Here is a 16,568-nt window from a genome sequence, read left to right on the forward strand (position 1 = left end):
CCGGAGAACATGCAGCCGACCACCCCGTGGGTGGCGCCGGAGCTCCCGAAGGCGAAGCCGGTGCCCGGGCCGAAGGCGCCCGCCCCGAAGCCGGCCGCGCCGAAGCCGGCCGTGCCGAAGCCGTCCGCTCCGGCTCGCTGACCCGCGGCGCGCGGCGGGGCCGGGGGCGCGTGGCGCCGTCGGCCCCGCCGGCGACGGGGGCGCGTCCTACAGGTTGCCGCGCTTCTCCTGCTCGCGCTCGATCGCCTCGAACAGGGCCTTGAAGTTGCCCTTGCCGAAGCCCATCGAGCCGTGGCGCTCGATCATCTCGAAGAAGACGGTCGGACGGTCCTGGACCGGCTTGGTGAAGATCTGGAGCAGGTAGCCGTCCTCGTCGCGGTCGACGAGGATCTTCAGCTCGCGCAGGGTCTCGACGGGCACCCGGGTCTCGCCGGCCCACTCGCCGAGCGTGTCGTAGTACGAGTCGGGGGTGTCGAGGAACTGCACGCCCGCGGCGCGCATCGCGCGCACGGAGGCGACGATGTCGTTGGTGGCGAGCGCGATGTGCTGGACGCCGGCGCCGCCGTAGAACTCCAGGTACTCGTCGATCTGCGACTTCTTCTTCGCGATCGCCGGCTCGTTGATCGGGAACTTCACCTTCAGGGTGCCGTCCGCGACGACCTTCGACATCAGTGCCGAGTACTCGGTGGCGATGTCGTCCCCCACGAACTCCTTCATGTTCGTGAAGCCCATGACCTTGTTGTAGAAGGCCACCCACTCGTTCATCCGGCCGAGCTCGACGTTGCCGACGCAGTGGTCGATCGCCTGGAAGGTGCGCTTGGCCGGGGGCTCGACCATCGGCGGGACGGCGACGTAACCCGGCAGGTACGGACCGGTGTAGTCGCCGCGCTCGACCAGGGTGTGGCGGGTCTGGCCGTAGGTGGCGATGGCGGCCAGGACCACCGTGCCGTGCTCGTCCTTGACCTCGTACGGCTCGTCCAGGCCGCGCGCGCCGTGCTCGACGGCGTACGCGTACGCCGCCCGCGCATCCGGGACCTCGATCGCGAGGTCGACCACGCCGTCGCCGTGGTCGGCGACGTGCTCGGCGAGGAAGCGGCCGCGGTCGGTGGACGCCTTGATGACCGAGGTGAGGACGAAGCGCGCGCCACCGTTGGTCAGGACGTAGCTGGCCGTCTCGCGCGTGCCGTTCTCCGGTCCGGAGTAGGCGACGAGCTTCATGCCGAAGGCCGTGGAGTAGTAGTGCGCGGCCTGCTTGGCGTTGCCTACGGCGAAGACGACCGCGTCCATGCCCTTCACGGGGAAGGGGTCGGCCTCACGGGCGGTGAGCGGAGTGGTCTCGAGCGGCTGGGTCTCAGTCATGACCGCAGAGTCCCGCCGTTCCACAAGCTGCGCAATAGTTTCTCTTTCCGCTGTACACAATGCACACTGACAGCCGAGGACGGCTGGAATATCTGCGCACTATGACTACCGACCGACCACCCCAGAGGTGATCATGGGAATCGACACACTCGACGGCCGGCTCATCGTGCTGCTCGCCCGCGAGCCCCGTATCGGCGTCCTGGAGGTGTCACGGCGGCTCGGCGTGGCCCGCGGCACCGCGCAGGCACGGCTGGACCGCCTCCAGTCGAACGGGGTCATCCGCGGGTTCGGTCCGCAGGTGGATCCGGCGGCCCTGGGATACCCGGTGACCGCCTTCGCCACGCTGGAGATCAAACAGGGCCAGGGGGCCGACGTACGGGCGCACTTGGACGGGGTGCCGGAGGTGCTGGAGCTGCACACCACGACCGGCCACGGGGACATGCTGTGCCGGCTGGTGGCCCGGTCCAACGCGGACCTCCAGCGGGTGATCGACCGGGTGGTCGGGTTCGACGGGATCGTCCGGGCCTCGACGGCGATCGTGATGGAGAATCCCGTACCCCTGCGGATCATCCCCCTGGTCGAGCAGGCGGCCGAGGACTGACGCGGCCGGCCCTTGTCCCGGCCCGCCCCTGAGGCGGCCCGGCCCTGGGGCGGCCCGCGCCTGACCCGGCCGGCGCCGGTCCCCGGTCAGCAGGACGGGACGGACTCGCCCTTCTGCAGCGCCCGGAGCGCGTCCACCGCGTCCGTCAGCGAGGTGACGGGGATCAGCCGGAGCCCTTCGGGGAGTTCGGACTGCGCGTCCGAGCACTCCGCCGCCGGTACGAGGAACACGCTCGCCCCGTCGCGCTGCGCGGCCTGGGTCTTCAGGGCCACCCCGCCGACCGCGCCGACCTCGCCGTCCGCGCTGATGGTGCCCGTGCCCGCGATGGTGCGGCCGCCGGTGAGATCGCCGCCGCTGCCGTTCCCGTCGAGCTTGTCGACGATGCCGAGGGAGAACAGCAGCCCGGCGCTCGGGCCGCCGACGTCCGCGAGGTTCAGTTCGACCTTCACCTCTTTGGGGTCCTTGTGGAGGAAGCCGAGCGCGGCCTCGGAGGCCGTCGACTGCGACTTGGTCATCTCCTCCAGGTTGTGCTCCTCGATCGCCTCGTCGCTTCCGCCCGACGGGTAGACGGCCTCGCGGGGCATGACCGAGCGGGTGGGGTCGAACCAGTCGTCGACCAGCTCGGGCAGGGTGACGGAGGTGGAGGGGCCGGTGGCCTGGATGGTGGTCATCCGCAGCTGGCCGGTGGTCTGCCGGGTCGGCGCCCCGGTGACGGCGATGACCTGCTTTCCGTCGCGGGAGCCGAGCACGTCGGCCGTGAGGCCCGGCTGCGCGATCACGAAGGGCAGCGGGGCGGCGGCCGCGACGGCGAACAGCGCGAGCACCGGCACGGCGCAGACGGCGAGGGCGGCGGGACGCGGCAGACGTGTGAGGCGAGAGAGCACCCGGTCAATCTAGCGCGGCCGTCCGGCAACGGGTCGAGCCGCGCCCCCGGCGGAGGGGACGCGGCCCGGTGTTCCGGTGCCCGGCGACCCCCGGGGGGAGCCGTCCGCTCAGCGCAGGGCGTCAGCCACCTCACGGGCGGCGTCCACCACGCGGGGGCCGACCCGCTCGGGCACGGCATCGGCGAGCATGACGACGCCCACGCTGCCCTCCAGGCCCGTGATGCCCACGAGCGGCGCGGCAGCCCCGCTGGCGCCCGCTTCGAGCTCTCCGTGGGTGAGCGTGTACCCGGGCTCGATGAGCGAACCCTGACGGGCGGCCAGGATGGCCCGGCCGGCCGCCCCGCGGTCGAGGGGGTGGCGGAAGCCGGCCCGGTAGGCCACGTGGTAGTCGGTCCAGGTCGGCTCGACGACGGCGACGGCGAGCGCCTCGGTGCCGTCCACGAGGGTCAGGTGCGCGGTGGCGCCTATGTCCTCGGCCAGCGAGCGCAACGCGGGCAGGGCCGCCTCGCGCACCAGCGGGTGCACCTGGCGGCCGAGGCGCAGCACACCGAGCCCGACGCGGGCGCGGCCGCCGAGGTCGCGGCGGACCAGGGCGTGCTGTTCGAGGGTGGCCAGGAGGCGGTAGACCACGGTGCGGTTCACACCGAGGCGGTTGGAGAGCTCGGTGACGGTCAGACCGTGGTCGGTGTCGGCGAGCAGTTTGAGGACTCGGAGTCCTCGGTCGAGAGTCTGGGAGGTTTCCGCGGTCACGACGCCTCTCCCTCTTTCGGTGAGCGGCGGTGACTCTCTGGGGATAGCGCCGCCGGTCCCTCGGCGACGCACGGAGAGGCCGCCGGTAGCGGCCATGGCACCGGCTGCGCTCCCGCGGCGGCGCTGCCACGGGGCGTTCGATGCGGGGACAGTAGCGAGCAGGTTCGCTGAGCGGAAGGGCTCGTCCAGAATCCGGGCGCGCACTGCCGGTTTATTCCGGTTGAAATCCCCTTTCGCCGTCGATTCGTGACCTGCCCGGCTCGTGGCCGGCCCACGGCCGCGACCGGCCCGGCCAGGGCCGCGGCGGCCCCGGGAACACCGGACCCCAACAGCGGTGCACGCCCGCGGACGTGACTCCCCGTAGCGGGCGGACCCACGCCGACGGGTCCACGCGGACGGGGTTCGTTCGGACGGGGTCCACGCCGACGGGGTTCGTTCGGACGGGGTCCACGCGGACGGGGTTCGTGCGAACCTCCGCACGAACCCCGTCCGACGTCCTGGAGGAAGGCCTCACCGCATCCGGGTCGCCCACTCCTGCACTTTCTTGATCCGCTCCCGCAGCTGCCCCGCCGTCGCCTCCGCGCTCGGCGGCCCGCCGCACACGCGGCGCAGCTCGGTGTGGAGCACGCCGTGAGGCTTGCCGCTCTGGTGGACGTACGCGCCGACCATCGTGTTCAGCGACTTGCGCAGTTCCAGCAGTTCCTTGTGCGAGACCACCGGCCGCCGGTCGGCGGGCAGCTCCAGCAGGTCCGCCTCCGCGTCCGGCTTGCGCCGGCTGTGGGCGATCTGCCGCGACTGCCGCTTCTGGAGCAGCATCTGCACCTGGTCCGGTTCGAGCAGCCCGGGGATGCCGAGGTAGTCCTGCTCCTCCTCGCTGCCCGGGTGCGCCTGCATGCCGAATTCGGCGCCGTCGTACAGGACGCGGTCGAAGACGGCGTCGGACTCCAGCGCCTCGAAGGACATCTGCTCGTCCTCGCCGGTGTCCTCGTCCTCCAGCTTGTTCGCCTCGTCCATTTCCTTTTCGGAGTCGGCGTACGGGTCTTCCTCGCCCTGCTTCTTCGGCTTGTCGAGGACGTGGTCGCGCTCGACTTCCATCTCGTTCGCGAAGCCCAGGAGATAAGGGATGGTCGGCAGGAACACCGACGCCGTCTCGCCCCGCCTGCGCGAGCGCACGAAACGCCCGACGGCCTGTGCGAAGAACAGCGGGGTCGAGATGGTGGTGGCGTACACGCCGACCGCGAGCCTCGGCACGTCGACGCCCTCGGACACCATGCGGACGGCGACCATCCAGCGGTCGTTGCTCGCGGCGAAGTCGTCGATCCGCTTCGAGGCGCCCGTGTCGTCGGACAGGACGACGGTGGCCTTCGTGCCCGTGATCTCGCGGATCAGCTTGGCGTAGGCGCGCGCCGAGTCCTGGTCGGCGGCGATGACGAGCCCGCCCGCGTCCGGGATGCCCTTGCGGACCTCGGTCAGCCGCTGGTCGGCGGCGCGCAGTACGTTCGGCATCCAGTCGCCGCGCGCGTCGAGCGCCGTGCGCCAGGCCTGCGAGATGGCGTCCTTGGTCATCGGCTCACCGAGGCGCGCGGCGATCTCGTCGCCCGCCTTGGTGCGCCAGCGCATGTTGCCGCTGTAGGAGAGGAAGATGACCGGCCGGACGACGCCGTCGCCGAGCGCGTTGCCGTAGCCGTAGGTGTAGTCGGCGGAGGACCGCCGGATCCCGTCGTTCCCCTCCTCGTACGTGACGAAGGGGATCGGATTCGTATCGGACCGGAACGGCGTACCGGTCAGGGCGAGCCGGCGGGTCGCCGGGTCGAAGGCCTCCAGGCACGCCTCGCCCCAGGACTTCGAGTCACCGGCGTGGTGGATCTCGTCGAGGATGACCAGGGTCTTGCGCTGCTCGCAGCGGTTGCGGTGCAGCATCGGCCGCACGCCCACACCCGCGTACGTGACCGCGACCCCGTGGTAGTCCTTGCTCAGCGGCCCGGCGGAGTACTCCGGGTCGAGCCGGATGCCTATCCGGGCGGCGGCTTCCGCCCACTGCTTCTTCAGGTGCTCGGTCGGGGCGACGACGGTCACCTGCTGCACCACGTGGTGGTGCAGCAGCCAGGACGCGAGGGTCAGCGCGAAGGTCGTCTTTCCGGCGCCGGGGGTCGCGACCGCGAGGAAGTCGCGCGGCTGGGTCTCCAGGTAGCGGTCCAGTGCACCCTGCTGCCAGGCTCGCAGGGCGCTGGCGGTACCCCAGGGCGCCCGGCCGGGAAAGGCGGGTGAGAGGTGGTGGGAGGCGGTAGTAGTCACGGTCTCCGGTTCGGGCTCTCGGCGGCGTATCCACTCACGGACAGCGGTACGTGCAGCGGTACGGGCAGTCGTACGTAGGACAACCGGGCCACCTTACCGGCCCGGACCCGCCCCTCGCGGAGGGACAGGCCCGTGACCTCGGCGCGTGCGGCGAGCGTCACATCGGGCGCGCGAGTGCGCGCAGGCGCTCCGCGATCCGCCCGATGCCGTCCTCTCCTCCGGACGCCACGTCGACGACCAGGCCGTACGCCGCGTCCTGGTCGGCGTCGCCGAGATCGACCCCGTTGAGGGCGAGGAAGGTGGCGGCGGCGAGCCAGGCGGTGCGCTTGTTCCCGTCGACGAGGGGGTGGTTGGCCGCGATGCCGTGCAACAGGGCGGCCGCCTGCTCGTAGGTGTCCGCGTACGCCGACGTCCCGAACATCCGCGCCCGCGGCCGGTGCACCGCGGACTCCAGCAGCCCGGGGGCGCGCAGCTCGACGGGCTGGTCCTGCGCGAGACAGGCACGGCGCGCGAGGTCGAGCACCTCGGGAAGGGTCAGGTGACGCGCCCCGGCGCCGGGCGCCGGCGCCGGTAGATCCCGTACCGGGTCCCGGCCCGGGTCCTGGCCGATGTCCCGAGTCATGTCCGGACCGGCTTCCCGAGCGGCTTCGGTACCGGCTTCGTGACCGCCTTCCCGGCTCATGTCCCCATCCCCTCCGTACCCGGCGGCCCGTCCCACTCCCCGACTCATCGGCTGATCCATCGCACGCTCCGTCGGCTGGCTCATTCGCCGAGCCTGCGCAGCAGCGCGGCGTGGCGACCGGCCAGGCGCCCGGCCTCGACGCCGGCGCGCGCCCGCTCGCCACGCACCCAGGCCCGTACGGCCTCCAGCACCGCCTCCTCGACAGCCTGCCCGGTGGCATCGGCCAGGTCGGCCAACTCCACCCATTCGCCCTCGGGCACCTCGATGATCAGCTGCTTGTCACTCATCTGCCGAGGGTAGCCACGCCGTGGATGGGCAACGCCCAACCATCGGGCAGAGGACGGCCCGGGGCTCGGGCCACGACAGTGGGCCGCCCCCTGGACCTGGACACGGTCCCGACCGGCGAGCCGACTCCGCTCGGGGGCGCCGACTGCAACCGGCCACCGACTCCACTCGGGCCACGGGCGACGACGGGGAACCGACCCTGCTCAGGCCACGGGCGACGACCGGGAACCGACCCCACTCGTCAACCGGCCACAACCGGGAGCTGGATCCGCCCGGGGCACCGGCTGCGACCGGGAGCCGACACAGGCTCGGGTTGGAGCGGGGCCTGCCCGGCGCGGCCACGGACCGGGCAGGCTCCACTCTGGCTCCACGCTGGCGGCAGCCCCCGTAGCCAGGGCTCGGCTGCGGCCGGCGGCCGACCCGGCGTTGGCCGCCGGAGCTCCCGCCGGCTCGGCTCGGGTCAGGGCTCGGGGAGCCCCGTCGGCTCGGCTCGGGTCAGACCTCGGCCGGCCCCGCCGGCTTGCGGGGGCCCCGCCACGCGCCCGGGACGAGGTCCACGCGGGTGCACACCCACGCGCCCACCAGCGCGACGCAGGCCATCGGCAGGAAGACCACCACGAAGGCAGCCGGGTGCGAGGCCCCGCCCCCCTCGGTCACGGAGTGCGCCGCGCCCACCGCTCCCCCGCCCAGCGCGGCGAACGCCGCGCCCCCCGCCGCCGGCAGCACGACATTGGCCAGCGCGTCCGAGATCTGCAGCGCGGCGGAATTCGCCCCCGCCTCCTCCGGCGCCGACAGCTTCATCAGCAGCACGCTCGTCGAGCCGATCACCAGCCCCATCCCCAGGCACCCCAGCGCCCACACCAACGCCAGCGTCCACACCGGCACCCACTCCACGAGCACCGCCGGCGCCCCGGCGACGGCCGCCGCGACGAGGACCATGCCCAGCACCATCAGCCGCTCCCGGTACGGCGCCACCCGCCCCTTCGACTGCACCCAGGAGCCCAGCGCCCACGTCACCCCGCCCAGCGCGAGCGAGAACCCGGCCAGCGTCGGGCTCAGCCCCCGCTGCGTGACCAGCATCAGCGGTACGAAGCTCTCCGCCGCGATGAACGAGCCCGCGGCCACCCCCCGCAGCAGCACCACCGAAGGCAGCCCGCGCCGCGCCCGGTAGGTCCCGCGCGGCAGCAGTCCCAGCACGGCGGGCACCAGCAGGGCCGCGCCCGCCAGGCCCGGCAGCAGCGACAGCCACCGCAGGTCCTGGGCGGCGTACTGGAGCAGCCCCGCGCCGGCCGAGATCCCGAGCGCGAGCCGGATCCGCCGCCGGTCGAACGCGACGGGCGGACCCTCGGGGTCCACCGGCCCGGACGCGGTCCGGCGTATCGCGGGCAACGCCACGATGAGGGGGACGACCACCAGGGCCGGTATCCCGAGGAAGACCCAGCGCCACCCGAGGTGCTCGGTCACCGTGCCCGAGGCCAGCGGTCCGACGATCGACGGCACCACCCAGCTCGCGGCGAAGGCCGCCATGATCGCGGGCCGCAGCCGCTCCTCGTAGGCCCGGCTGACGACGACGTAGAGCGCGACGATGACGAGCCCGCCGCCGAACCCCTGCACGGCCCGCCCGATCACGAACAGCCACATCGCCCCCGCCGTCCCGGAGAGCACCAGCCCGGCGGCGAAGGCCGCGATCCCGACGGTCAGCGGCCGCAGCGGCCCCTGCCGGTCGGCCCACTGCCCGGAGAGCACCATCCCGAACAGGCTCGTCGTGAAGTAGGAGGAGAAGGCGAACGCGTACAGCCCGATCCCGTCCAGCTCCCGGGCGGCCACCGGCATGGCGGTCCCGACGGCGGTGGCCTCGAAGGCGATCAGAAAGATGACGGAGATGATCCCGATGCTGAGCGTCCGGTAGGCCGGCCCGAGAATCCCGCCCTGCGAAGGGGGCGGGACGTCTATGTGGCCGGTGGTGGCGGCTTGCTCCGGAAGGACGCTCATCGCCCCAGAGTAAGGTCCGTCCCCCACTCTCGACCCTGTCCTTCCGCCCGATCCTCCGCTCGTCCCCGAGCCCTAGGCCAAAGGTCACCCCCCCCTGAGCCGGGCGGGCCGGTGGGCGGGTGGGCGGTGGCGAGTGGCCAGCGGTCGGGCGGGCGGTGGCGCGCGGGGATGGGCGGTAGCCCGTGGCACCGGCGGGCCTCCAGCGGCCGGGGGCCCGACCCCGTCTGTGAACGCGGCATGGCAGTCACATTGCGTCCCCCGCGTACCCCTTCCCCACCCCCGCACCCCGCTCGTACGGTCATACCCATCACCACCACCCAGCCGTGTGCCCGAGTGGTTGAGGGACTCGCCTGCAAAGCGAGTTACGCCGGTTCGATTCCGGTCACGGCTTCCACTGCCTTGAACAGGCAAAACGAGAGGGCGGCACCCCAAGAGGGTGCCGCCCTCTCGGTCATTCGTCTCAGTTTCCGTCTCAGTTGGGCCGTGGGGCGGAGTCATTTCCCTGCAATGACTCGCTCGCAGCATTGATCAGGTCGCTGTGCGCCCGTCCGAGTGCAGGCCTCTGTTGCTCCTCGCGCGCCTGCCACCCCACCCTGGTTTCGTCCGTAGCAGTCACGATGCCGTCGGCCCACTCCTTAATCCCTTCGTTGTACTCCTCGATCAACTGCCAGAGCACACGTGCCGCCTGATGCACCCGAGCGGGGCCGACGAGCCGCAGGGGGAAATAGGCCCTCCGAATCTCGTTCATGCTCGTGGCATAGGCGGCCCAGACATCGGGGGATGCCTCAATCTCCAGATCAAACATGCGCGTGACGTTGGATGCCGCAATGGTGAACCTGTCGTATGCCTCGAGCATGAGGACCGCCGCGCGTTTCCTCTCGTCCCTCAGCCAATGGTCGTGTTGAGCACGCTCTTGGGCCCGCGCCTGTTCGATCGTCGCGCGTGCTGTGGTCTCCGCCCCCATACGCGCTCCACGAACCGCAGCCAGTCCGCCCATGGCTGCGCCGCCAAGCCCCCCGACCAGGCCGACGCCCGCCGTAACTATCGCTACAAGTCCTTCGTCCATAGGGGCAGGATGTCGCGGCGAGAGACCGGACAGCACGAGGTTCGGCCGGATGGGCTGCACCTCTCACCTCGCGGAAGTGCAGCCCGGAACCGCCCTAACCAGCCGGCACAGACTTCCCAACGGCTGCTGCGTCACTGCCGTCCGGCCGGTCGGTGGCGGGCTTCCAGTCAGCCCATCGGCCTGCCGCGCCAACACGTTTCGCACCGCATCGACCATGTGCTGGTACCGCGCAGCCATGGCCGTGGTCGACCATTCCCTCAGGCCCATGACGGCCCCGTCGGGCACACCGAGGATGAGCAGCACCGTGCCAGCGGTGTGGCGCGCGTCGTGCAGACGCCCGTCACTGAACCTTGGCTTCAACCAGCAAGGCCTTCCACTCGGCCCGGTCCCGCCGGTGGGGTGCCTCCCCGGGGATCGTCGCCTCATGGATCGGTCCTGGCGGCCTTCTGCTTGAGGACCAGCGTCTGCGGAAGCCCCCCGTTGTCCTTGCACCCCAACTCCTCGCCCATCGCGAGAGCCGCGGAGTGCGCGAGGGCCAGGTTGGCTCCACGCAGTGCGGGTTCGTCCCCTTCCGAGCCGGCCGTGACGTAGACCTTCGCGGTGACCGGCACCGCCTTGTCGGGGCCGGCCAGCCGAGGACTCGCGCAGTCGAAGAAGAGAAAGGCCTGCCAAGAATGGGCGAGGGCGTTGCGGCCCAGGTCGTATTCCCAGTACGAGCCCTTCCCGCTCTCGCTCTGCTCCCCTGTCCGCATGAGTTCACTCTGGAGCTCGAACGACACCGACACGCGCCGCTTGTTGGCCGTGTCGGACGGCACCGCTTCACAGACCCGGCCACCCCGTGAGGAAGCGATCGCGGCGTAGCCACCGGCGAGATGTTCGGCCACCGCCGCCACGTCCTCGCTCCCTTTGCCCCGTGGATCGAATTCCTGTGCTCCTGTGAGCAGCTCGAGCGCCCGCACGGCGCCCGCATTGAGGAGCTCCCCGCCACAGACCTCGCCAGCCGTCAGCCGAACCGGTCGGGCCTCCCGCTCCGTACCGCCGCATCCGGCAACGAAAACAGCGGCGAGCACCGCCCCCACCGCGACAGCGCTCTGACGAACGGTCCCGGACCCCGTTCCTACGCGCCGACCACTCATCCGAGCCCCACCTACTTCCTCACCTGGGACTCATTGCCAGTGTGCCTCTCCAGACCCCAACCCCAGTTGTAACCGGTCATGGCCGACTGCCTCAGGGCCTCGTCCAGCGGGTCGTTCTCGCCGATCGGGTGCCGCTCCAGGAACCTGTCCACGGGCCCCGTGGCATGGAGCTCACCTTGCCGGTAGACGCTCGCCTTGTCCTCGTGGGCCTTGCCGTCCATCTTGTCCTTCTTGCGCTCGGACTCGTCTGCCGACCAGTCGCTGATGAGCCCGCTGGCAGCCTGCTCCAGCACCCCGCTGCCGGTGTCCACGGCGAGCGGCACGATCACCGCGGCCGCACCGACAGCCATCGCGGTGGCCGGCAGGAAGGCGACACCCGCCACGATGCCCGCCGTTGTGCCGAATTCGATCCAACCCGAGCGTTTCTCCATGGCCCGGTCATAGTCCTTGAGCCACTTCTCCGACTCGGCATCGATCTGCTTGGCTCGGGACTCGTCCAAAATGCCCTGGAACTCTCCGCCGGTCCGAGCCGCCTCCCTGAGACCACTCTCGTTGAGCCTTCCGTCCCCGCCCACCTGGGACTCCAGTACGGAAGCCTGAAAGATGGATTCCGCCCTCGACATCGTGATGTACGCATCAGGGTGCTGGCCCAGGCTGCTGAGGAACTTGCGGGCGTCCTCCTGCTCGAACTTCGCGTGTCCTTGAGCGAGCGCCTCGAAGACGTTCTTGTCGCGGTCGGCGTTCAGACCGGCGTTCAAGTCGTCGATGTATCCCGCCCCCATACGTCCGAGGCTGTCGGCCATCGACTCCTGGTTCTTCAGCAGCGCGGCGTCCCCTCCGTACTTGGAGACGACCTTTTCCATGATTCTCGACGAGACCTCGTCGCGCTCGAGCCGTGGTGTCGTGTCGTCCCAGGCGTGGCCGAGCGTCGCCGCCTCAAGAGCGTGGCCCAAGGCGTCCGGCATGTACTGCTGGACCTTCTTCAGGTCGTCCGGGTTCGTACTTTCCGTGTCGATCGTGCAGTCGTACTTCTCTTGTCCGAAGAAGTCGAGGTAGCTCGTGATCGGCTTCTTGTTCGAGCCCTTGCCCAGGTCCGCCGTGCCGGGCTTCTCCGTGCCGTCCTGGTCGTACGCGTGCGGGTCGCGTTCCGGGTCGAAGAACTGCTGCGCCGCCTCCGGGCTGTGTCCCAGGGCTTCGAGGAAGCTCACCACCGGGTCGTAGCCGGCGCCGTTGACGCCCGACGGGTTGAGCATGTTCCTGCCGTAGCCGTTGAGTTGGCGGGCCTGGTTGAAGAAGTCCGGGTCCTTGGCGTGGATCTGGGTGGCGTGCTCCGCGATCGGGACGAGGAACTTCGGGTCGTAGCTCCCGTACCGCATGATGCTGCCGAGCAACTGGTAGCCGTACGGAGGGTTCTGGTCCTGGCGTGCCAGCGGGATCCGCTCGGTGCCGAGCTTGCGCAGATCCAGGGCGAAGCCGTCCGACAGGTGAGGCTCGGTCGTGGAGTTCGTGGCCGTGGCGAGGTTGAGACCCAGGTTCTTCTGGAGCTCCTGTACGTCCTTGAGCCGCTGCGGATCCTGCTTCGCGTAGTCGAAGGTGTCCGTGGACATCGTCCCGAAGAACTCCAGCGCCCCCTTCGGGCCGAGTGCCCCGTAGAACTTCGTTGAGAACTCCGGCGCCTTGGCGTTGTCCGCCAGCAGCTCGTTGAGCTCGACGAGCTCCGCATGGGTCAGCCGGCGGCCCTTCTGCGCGAGCTCTACGGCGCGGCTCGCCTGTTCGGCGTCGAGGCTGCCGTACCTGGCCGGCGTGAAGTCGTTGTCGTCCGTGACGTTGGCGGCCAGCGCCCGGGACAGGGACTGGTCGATGTCGTCGCACCTGTCGACGGCCGCGTCCACCTTCGCCTGCCACAGCGGAAGGTTCACCCGAACGGACTCCATGTAGTCCGGGTCGTGGCGCGCGGCGCTGCGGTCCGCCTCGCTGGCGAAGGGCACCGCCTCGACCTTGCCCGTGGCGCTCACCCGGAAGCCGGCGGCCGGAGCCTCGACATCGCCGATCTTCCGCAGCTGCTCGCGGGAGGACTTGAAGGCCTCGTACCCCTCGGTCAGCGCCTTGTGGATGCCCTTGGCCTCCTGGGCCGCGTCGCCGAACTCCTTGGCCGTCTTGTCGACGAAGGAGCGGCCGACACCGGCCGTGACGCCGCTCCACTGAGCCTTGTCCGACTTGGCCTTCATGCCGCCCCGCGCCGACTCCGCCAGCTCGTCCAGCTTCTTGACCACCGCGGCCCAGTCGGTGATCGCGGTCTGGAGCTGCCCCAGGGGCGCGTTCATCACGTTCTCGTACGTCAGCACCTGCCGCCGCCCTACTTCAGCAGCAGGTCGACGGCGCGGCGCACGGACGCTTTGGCGGCGACCACTTCAGCCCGTACTGCGGAACATTCCTCGGCTAACCACATGGCGTGCGCCACTCCTTCTGCCTCTGCGTACATGCACGGACGCAACGGATGCAACGGATGCACTGCACTATGGGGCCTGCGGCACGTCAGCTGCGCAGGCGCCGGACGACGACTGCGGTGACGGCGGCGCCGATGATCACGCGGGCGCTCGGTCCGAGGGCGGATCGGCGAAGGCGGCGGGACAGGCACCCTCGGCGATCCGCGTGCGCAGGGGCCTCCGAGATCACCTAGACGCCGCAGCCGGTCTGCTGCTTGGCGACTTCCAGGTACTTCGTCATGAGTGACGTGAACAGGGGACGCCGGTCGGCGGGCTCCATGTGCTCCGTGGAGCCGCTGATCCCCAGCTCGAGCTCGAAGGAGTCCGCGGAGCCCTTGCAGGTGAGGGCGACGCGGGCGCCCGTGTTCCACACGATCCCCTTGTCCCCCAGCGCCAGCGGATCCGGTGCGGGCTGGCTCTGGTCCGGATGCCAGAGGAAACTTTGCCCGAGGGGCTGGCGCGTAGCCGTCACGAGGACACGGCCCTTGCCGTCGACGTCGACGGTGCACGTGGCACTGCGGTGATCCGCGGTCAGCCGGACATCGGTCGGCGAGGTCTCCTTGACTGTCTCACCACTACCCATCAGCGGTTCCAGGTCGGACCGCGCGAAGACGCCGAAGCAGCTCCGCTCGGGCAGCTGCGGGGTCGCTTCCTTCTGGCCGTCGGCACAACCCGTCATCAGCGCCCCCAGCGCGAACGTCGTGGCGCATACGAAGGGAATGCCGGTGTTGCGCATCAGGAGCCGCCGTTCGAAGTGACGACCTGGCCACGGCCCACCGCATGAGCATTCGCCGTCTCGGTGGAGGCAACTCCGGCGAGAGCATCGATGCTCCGCTGGTTCATGCCTGAGTCCTTCAATGCCCTGCGCACAGACTGCGCCGCGGATTCTCCGGCCTCCGTCTGCGCATTCGTGTAGTCGATCACCGCCTTGTGGTCGACTTCCCCGATCTTCTCCGCGTGGTCCTTCTTCGCCCGCTCGACCACGCCCTCGGTAATGTCCTCCTGCAGCCACTCCACCACGTCTCCGGCGAGAGGCATCAACTCCAGGTACTTTCCCCCTGCGGCATTGATGCCGCGGTTGATCCACTTGGCGTTGTCCTCGACGCCCTTGACGTATTCCTCCTGCTTGTGGCCGTTCTCCGTGAAGACCCCTTCGGCTCTGGCCTCGGACAGGATGCCCGCGATCTGGCCACCGGGGTGCACAGCACTCTTGATCCCCGCATCGACGTCCTCGTACTCGCTCCGGTGCGCGATCACGTCGTTGATGAGCGCCGTCGTGCACGCCCTCTGGGAGTTGGTGATGGCGCCGTACGCGTCCGGGTCCTGGCCCACAACACCGATGAAAGCCGCCATGTCGGCCTTGTGGAACGCGGCCATGTGGCCGTTGGCCTTGAGCATTCGGCTGCTGTTGTCCGCCGACGCCTGGATGTCCGGCATGTACTCCGCAGCCATCTGCCCGAAGTGGCCGGACAGCCCCTTCAACGGGCCGTCCGGATCGCCTGGTTTGGCCACTACCAGCTCCGGCTTGTCGCCGATCTTCTCGACGACCCGTTCCATGACCGCCGCCATCTCCTTGCTGTGCGCGACCGGCGGTGCATCCTCGTCGCCGGGGCCCCTGTGGGAGACCGCCGCCATCAGGGCGTCACCCACCGCCTTCTGCGCGGGGTGCAGGTCGCCCGTCTTCGTGACGTCGAAGCTGTCCATGTAGGGCTTCTTGTCGAGCATGTAGTCGACCGTGCCCTGCGCCTGTCCGTGCTGTCCCTTGACCGGCTTGTCGTCCTTGGTGACGATGCCGTCGTGGTTGCTGTCCTCGCGGACCGGCTCGTTGAAGAAGGCCGTCGCGGCGTCCGGGTTGTTGCCCAGCGCCTCCATGAGCCCAGTCAGCGGGTAGAAGCCCCGGCCGCCGTCCTTGCCCTGGTTGAGCACCGAGTCCAGGCCGTACGGGGTGTGGTACTCCCAGGCTTTCGGGTGCTTGCGGTCCATGGCGATCATGTCGCGACCGACCGAGGTCAGGAACTCCGTGTCGTACGTGCCCCCGCGCATCAGCGCACCGAGCGCCTGGTAGCCGTAGATGGTCGTCACACCGCCGGTGACCTGCATCTCCTTGTGGCCGGCCTTCATCAGCTGGGTCGTCCAGGCGGCGTCGAGGTGGTTCGGGACGTCCTTGTGCGTGGCCAGGCCCAGCATCGCGCCCATGTCGCTCTGGATGTTCGCGACCATCAGCGCGCGGTCCTTGCCGGCCTGGCCGAGGCCGGTCGCGTCCAGGGACATCGTGGAGTACATCTCCAACGTGCCCTCGGGGCCCACCGTGCGATAGAAGCCCGTCGCGAACTCCGGGTCCTCGCGGTTGTCGTCGAGCAGGTCCTCCAGCTCGCGCAGCGCCTCCGGGTTGCGGGCCGTGCCGCCTTCGCCGGTGACCTTCTTCATCAGCGCGGCAGCCCGGTCGACCTGTTCGGCGTCCAGGGTGGTGTACTTCGGCGCGGTGAAGTTGTTGTCGTCCGTGACGTTGGCCTGGAGCGCGCGGACGAGGGAGTCGTCGGCGTCCTGCGCGTTCTCGACGGCCCGGTCGACCCGTTCCTGCCAGAGGCCCTGGTTCTTGCGGACGGAGGCCTGGTAGTCCGGATCGTGCTGCGCCGCGTACCGGTCCTGCGGATCGGCGAGCGGGATGGCGGAAACCCGCCCTCTCTCGTCGATCCGGAATCCGGCGGCCGGGGCGTCCGCGACCAGCTTCTTGATCTCGTCCTGGGCCGCCTTGATGGTGGTGTGGCCGTCGCTGAGCAGCAGGTGGATGCCCTTGGCCGCCTGGGCCGCGTCGTCGAACCCTTGGCCGTCTTGTCGACGAAGGAGCGGCCGACACCGGCCGTGACGCCGCTCCACTGGGCCTTGTCGGACTTGGCCTTCATGCCGCCCCGCGCCGACTCCGCCAGCTCGTCCAGCTTCTTGACCACCGCGGCCCAGTCGGTGATCGCGGTCTGGAGCTGCCCCAGGGGCGCGTTCATCACGCTCTCGTACGTCAGCACGTGTCCGTCGCC

General features: G+C 70.3%; 13 protein-coding genes, 1 tRNA gene and 1 pseudogene. 2 read left to right on the forward strand and 13 right to left on the reverse strand.

Annotated features, from left to right (window positions below; all coding sequences use genetic code 11):
* Positions 1-207: 207 nt before the first annotated feature.
* Positions 208-1,359 (reverse strand): 4-hydroxyphenylpyruvate dioxygenase, encoded by a 1,152-nt coding sequence (gene hppD, locus ABZY44_RS13165; RefSeq protein ID WP_356653014.1) that lies wholly within the window; start codon positions 1,357-1,359, stop codon positions 208-210.
* A gap of 133 nt (positions 1,360-1,492) precedes the next feature.
* Between hppD and ABZY44_RS13170 the strand changes: the two genes are divergently transcribed.
* Positions 1,493-1,960 (forward strand): Lrp/AsnC family transcriptional regulator, encoded by a 468-nt coding sequence (locus ABZY44_RS13170; protein ID WP_356653016.1) that lies wholly within the window; start codon positions 1,493-1,495, stop codon positions 1,958-1,960.
* An 86-nt stretch (positions 1,961-2,046) separates the two neighbouring features.
* On the opposite strand, the gene ABZY44_RS13175 is transcribed toward ABZY44_RS13170, so the two are convergent.
* The 6 genes from ABZY44_RS13175 to ABZY44_RS13200 form a co-directional block, all read right to left on the reverse strand.
* Positions 2,047-2,844, reverse strand: coding sequence for a S16 family serine protease (locus tag ABZY44_RS13175; protein WP_356653018.1), 798 nt, complete (start codon positions 2,842-2,844; stop codon positions 2,047-2,049).
* Between the two features lie 108 nt (positions 2,845-2,952).
* Complete coding sequence (locus ABZY44_RS13180) at positions 2,953-3,594, reverse strand: helix-turn-helix domain-containing protein (RefSeq protein ID WP_007264382.1); 642 nt, start codon at positions 3,592-3,594, stop codon at positions 2,953-2,955.
* A gap of 510 nt (positions 3,595-4,104) precedes the next feature.
* Positions 4,105-5,889, reverse strand: a complete 1,785-nt coding sequence (locus tag ABZY44_RS13185) for a DEAD/DEAH box helicase (protein WP_356653020.1) — start codon at positions 5,887-5,889, stop codon at positions 4,105-4,107.
* A gap of 157 nt (positions 5,890-6,046) precedes the next feature.
* Positions 6,047-6,511 (reverse strand): type II toxin-antitoxin system death-on-curing family toxin, encoded by a 465-nt coding sequence (locus ABZY44_RS13190; protein WP_356653022.1) that lies wholly within the window; start codon positions 6,509-6,511, stop codon positions 6,047-6,049.
* A gap of 140 nt (positions 6,512-6,651) precedes the next feature.
* Positions 6,652-6,858, reverse strand: a complete 207-nt coding sequence (locus tag ABZY44_RS13195; protein WP_356653024.1) for a hypothetical protein — start codon at positions 6,856-6,858, stop codon at positions 6,652-6,654.
* Between the two features lie 493 nt (positions 6,859-7,351).
* Positions 7,352-8,848, reverse strand: a complete 1,497-nt coding sequence (locus ABZY44_RS13200; RefSeq protein WP_356653026.1) for an MFS transporter — start codon at positions 8,846-8,848, stop codon at positions 7,352-7,354.
* 319 nt (positions 8,849-9,167) lie between these two features.
* Here ABZY44_RS13200 and ABZY44_RS13205 point away from each other — a divergent pair.
* Positions 9,168-9,242: transfer RNA gene (locus ABZY44_RS13205), tRNA-Cys, on the forward strand.
* A gap of 78 nt (positions 9,243-9,320) precedes the next feature.
* Here ABZY44_RS13205 and ABZY44_RS13210 read toward each other — a convergent pair.
* The 6 genes and pseudogenes from ABZY44_RS13210 to ABZY44_RS13235 all read right to left on the reverse strand — a co-directional run bounded on the left by ABZY44_RS13210 (position 9,321) and on the right by ABZY44_RS13235 (position 16,413).
* Positions 9,321-9,914 carry a hypothetical protein gene (locus ABZY44_RS13210; protein WP_356653028.1) on the reverse strand — a complete coding sequence of 198 codons (594 nt, stop codon included), beginning with the start codon at positions 9,912-9,914 and terminating at the stop codon, positions 9,321-9,323.
* Positions 9,915-10,008: 94 nt separating this feature from the next.
* Positions 10,009-10,323, reverse strand: a pseudogene (locus ABZY44_RS13215) (site-specific integrase); the annotation flags it as partial.
* Between the two features lie 13 nt (positions 10,324-10,336).
* Entirely contained in the window at positions 10,337-10,984 is a 648-nt protein-coding gene (locus ABZY44_RS13220) for a hypothetical protein (protein ID WP_356653145.1), read from the reverse strand.
* A 77-nt stretch (positions 10,985-11,061) separates the two neighbouring features.
* Positions 11,062-13,395, reverse strand: a complete 2,334-nt coding sequence (locus ABZY44_RS13225; protein ID WP_356653030.1) for a hypothetical protein — start codon at positions 13,393-13,395, stop codon at positions 11,062-11,064.
* A 331-nt stretch (positions 13,396-13,726) separates the two neighbouring features.
* The gene (locus ABZY44_RS13230; protein WP_356653032.1) at positions 13,727-14,272 is read right to left on the reverse strand and encodes a hypothetical protein; all 546 of its coding nucleotides are present in this window, start codon (positions 14,270-14,272) and stop codon (positions 13,727-13,729) included.
* Positions 14,272-16,413 (reverse strand): DUF6571 family protein, encoded by a 2,142-nt coding sequence (locus tag ABZY44_RS13235; RefSeq protein ID WP_356653034.1) that lies wholly within the window; start codon positions 16,411-16,413, stop codon positions 14,272-14,274. The genes ABZY44_RS13230 and ABZY44_RS13235 overlap by 1 nt, the downstream gene beginning before the upstream one ends.
* Positions 16,414-16,568: the final 155 nt, after the last annotated feature.

The organism is Streptomyces sp. NPDC006544 (assembly GCF_040611715.1).
Taxonomy (GTDB): Bacteria; Actinomycetota; Actinomycetes; order Streptomycetales; family Streptomycetaceae; genus Streptomyces.

Coding starts and splice junctions, on each gene's coding strand:
- ABZY44_RS13230 (WP_356653032.1), bottom strand. CDS start 14,272: ATGCGCAACACCGGCATTCCCTTCGTATGCGCCACGACGTTCGCGCTG.
- ABZY44_RS13195 (WP_356653024.1), bottom strand. CDS start 6,858: ATGAGTGACAAGCAGCTGATCATCGAGGTGCCCGAGGGCGAATGGGTG.
- hppD (WP_356653014.1), bottom strand. CDS start 1,359: ATGACTGAGACCCAGCCGCTCGAGACCACTCCGCTCACCGCCCGTGAG.
- ABZY44_RS13210 (WP_356653028.1), bottom strand. CDS start 9,914: ATGGACGAAGGACTTGTAGCGATAGTTACGGCGGGCGTCGGCCTGGTC.
- ABZY44_RS13170 (WP_356653016.1), top strand. CDS start 1,493: ATGGGAATCGACACACTCGACGGCCGGCTCATCGTGCTGCTCGCCCGC.
- ABZY44_RS13200 (WP_356653026.1), bottom strand. CDS start 8,848: ATGAGCGTCCTTCCGGAGCAAGCCGCCACCACCGGCCACATAGACGTC.
- ABZY44_RS13190 (WP_356653022.1), bottom strand. CDS start 6,511: ATGACTCGGGACATCGGCCAGGACCCGGGCCGGGACCCGGTACGGGAT.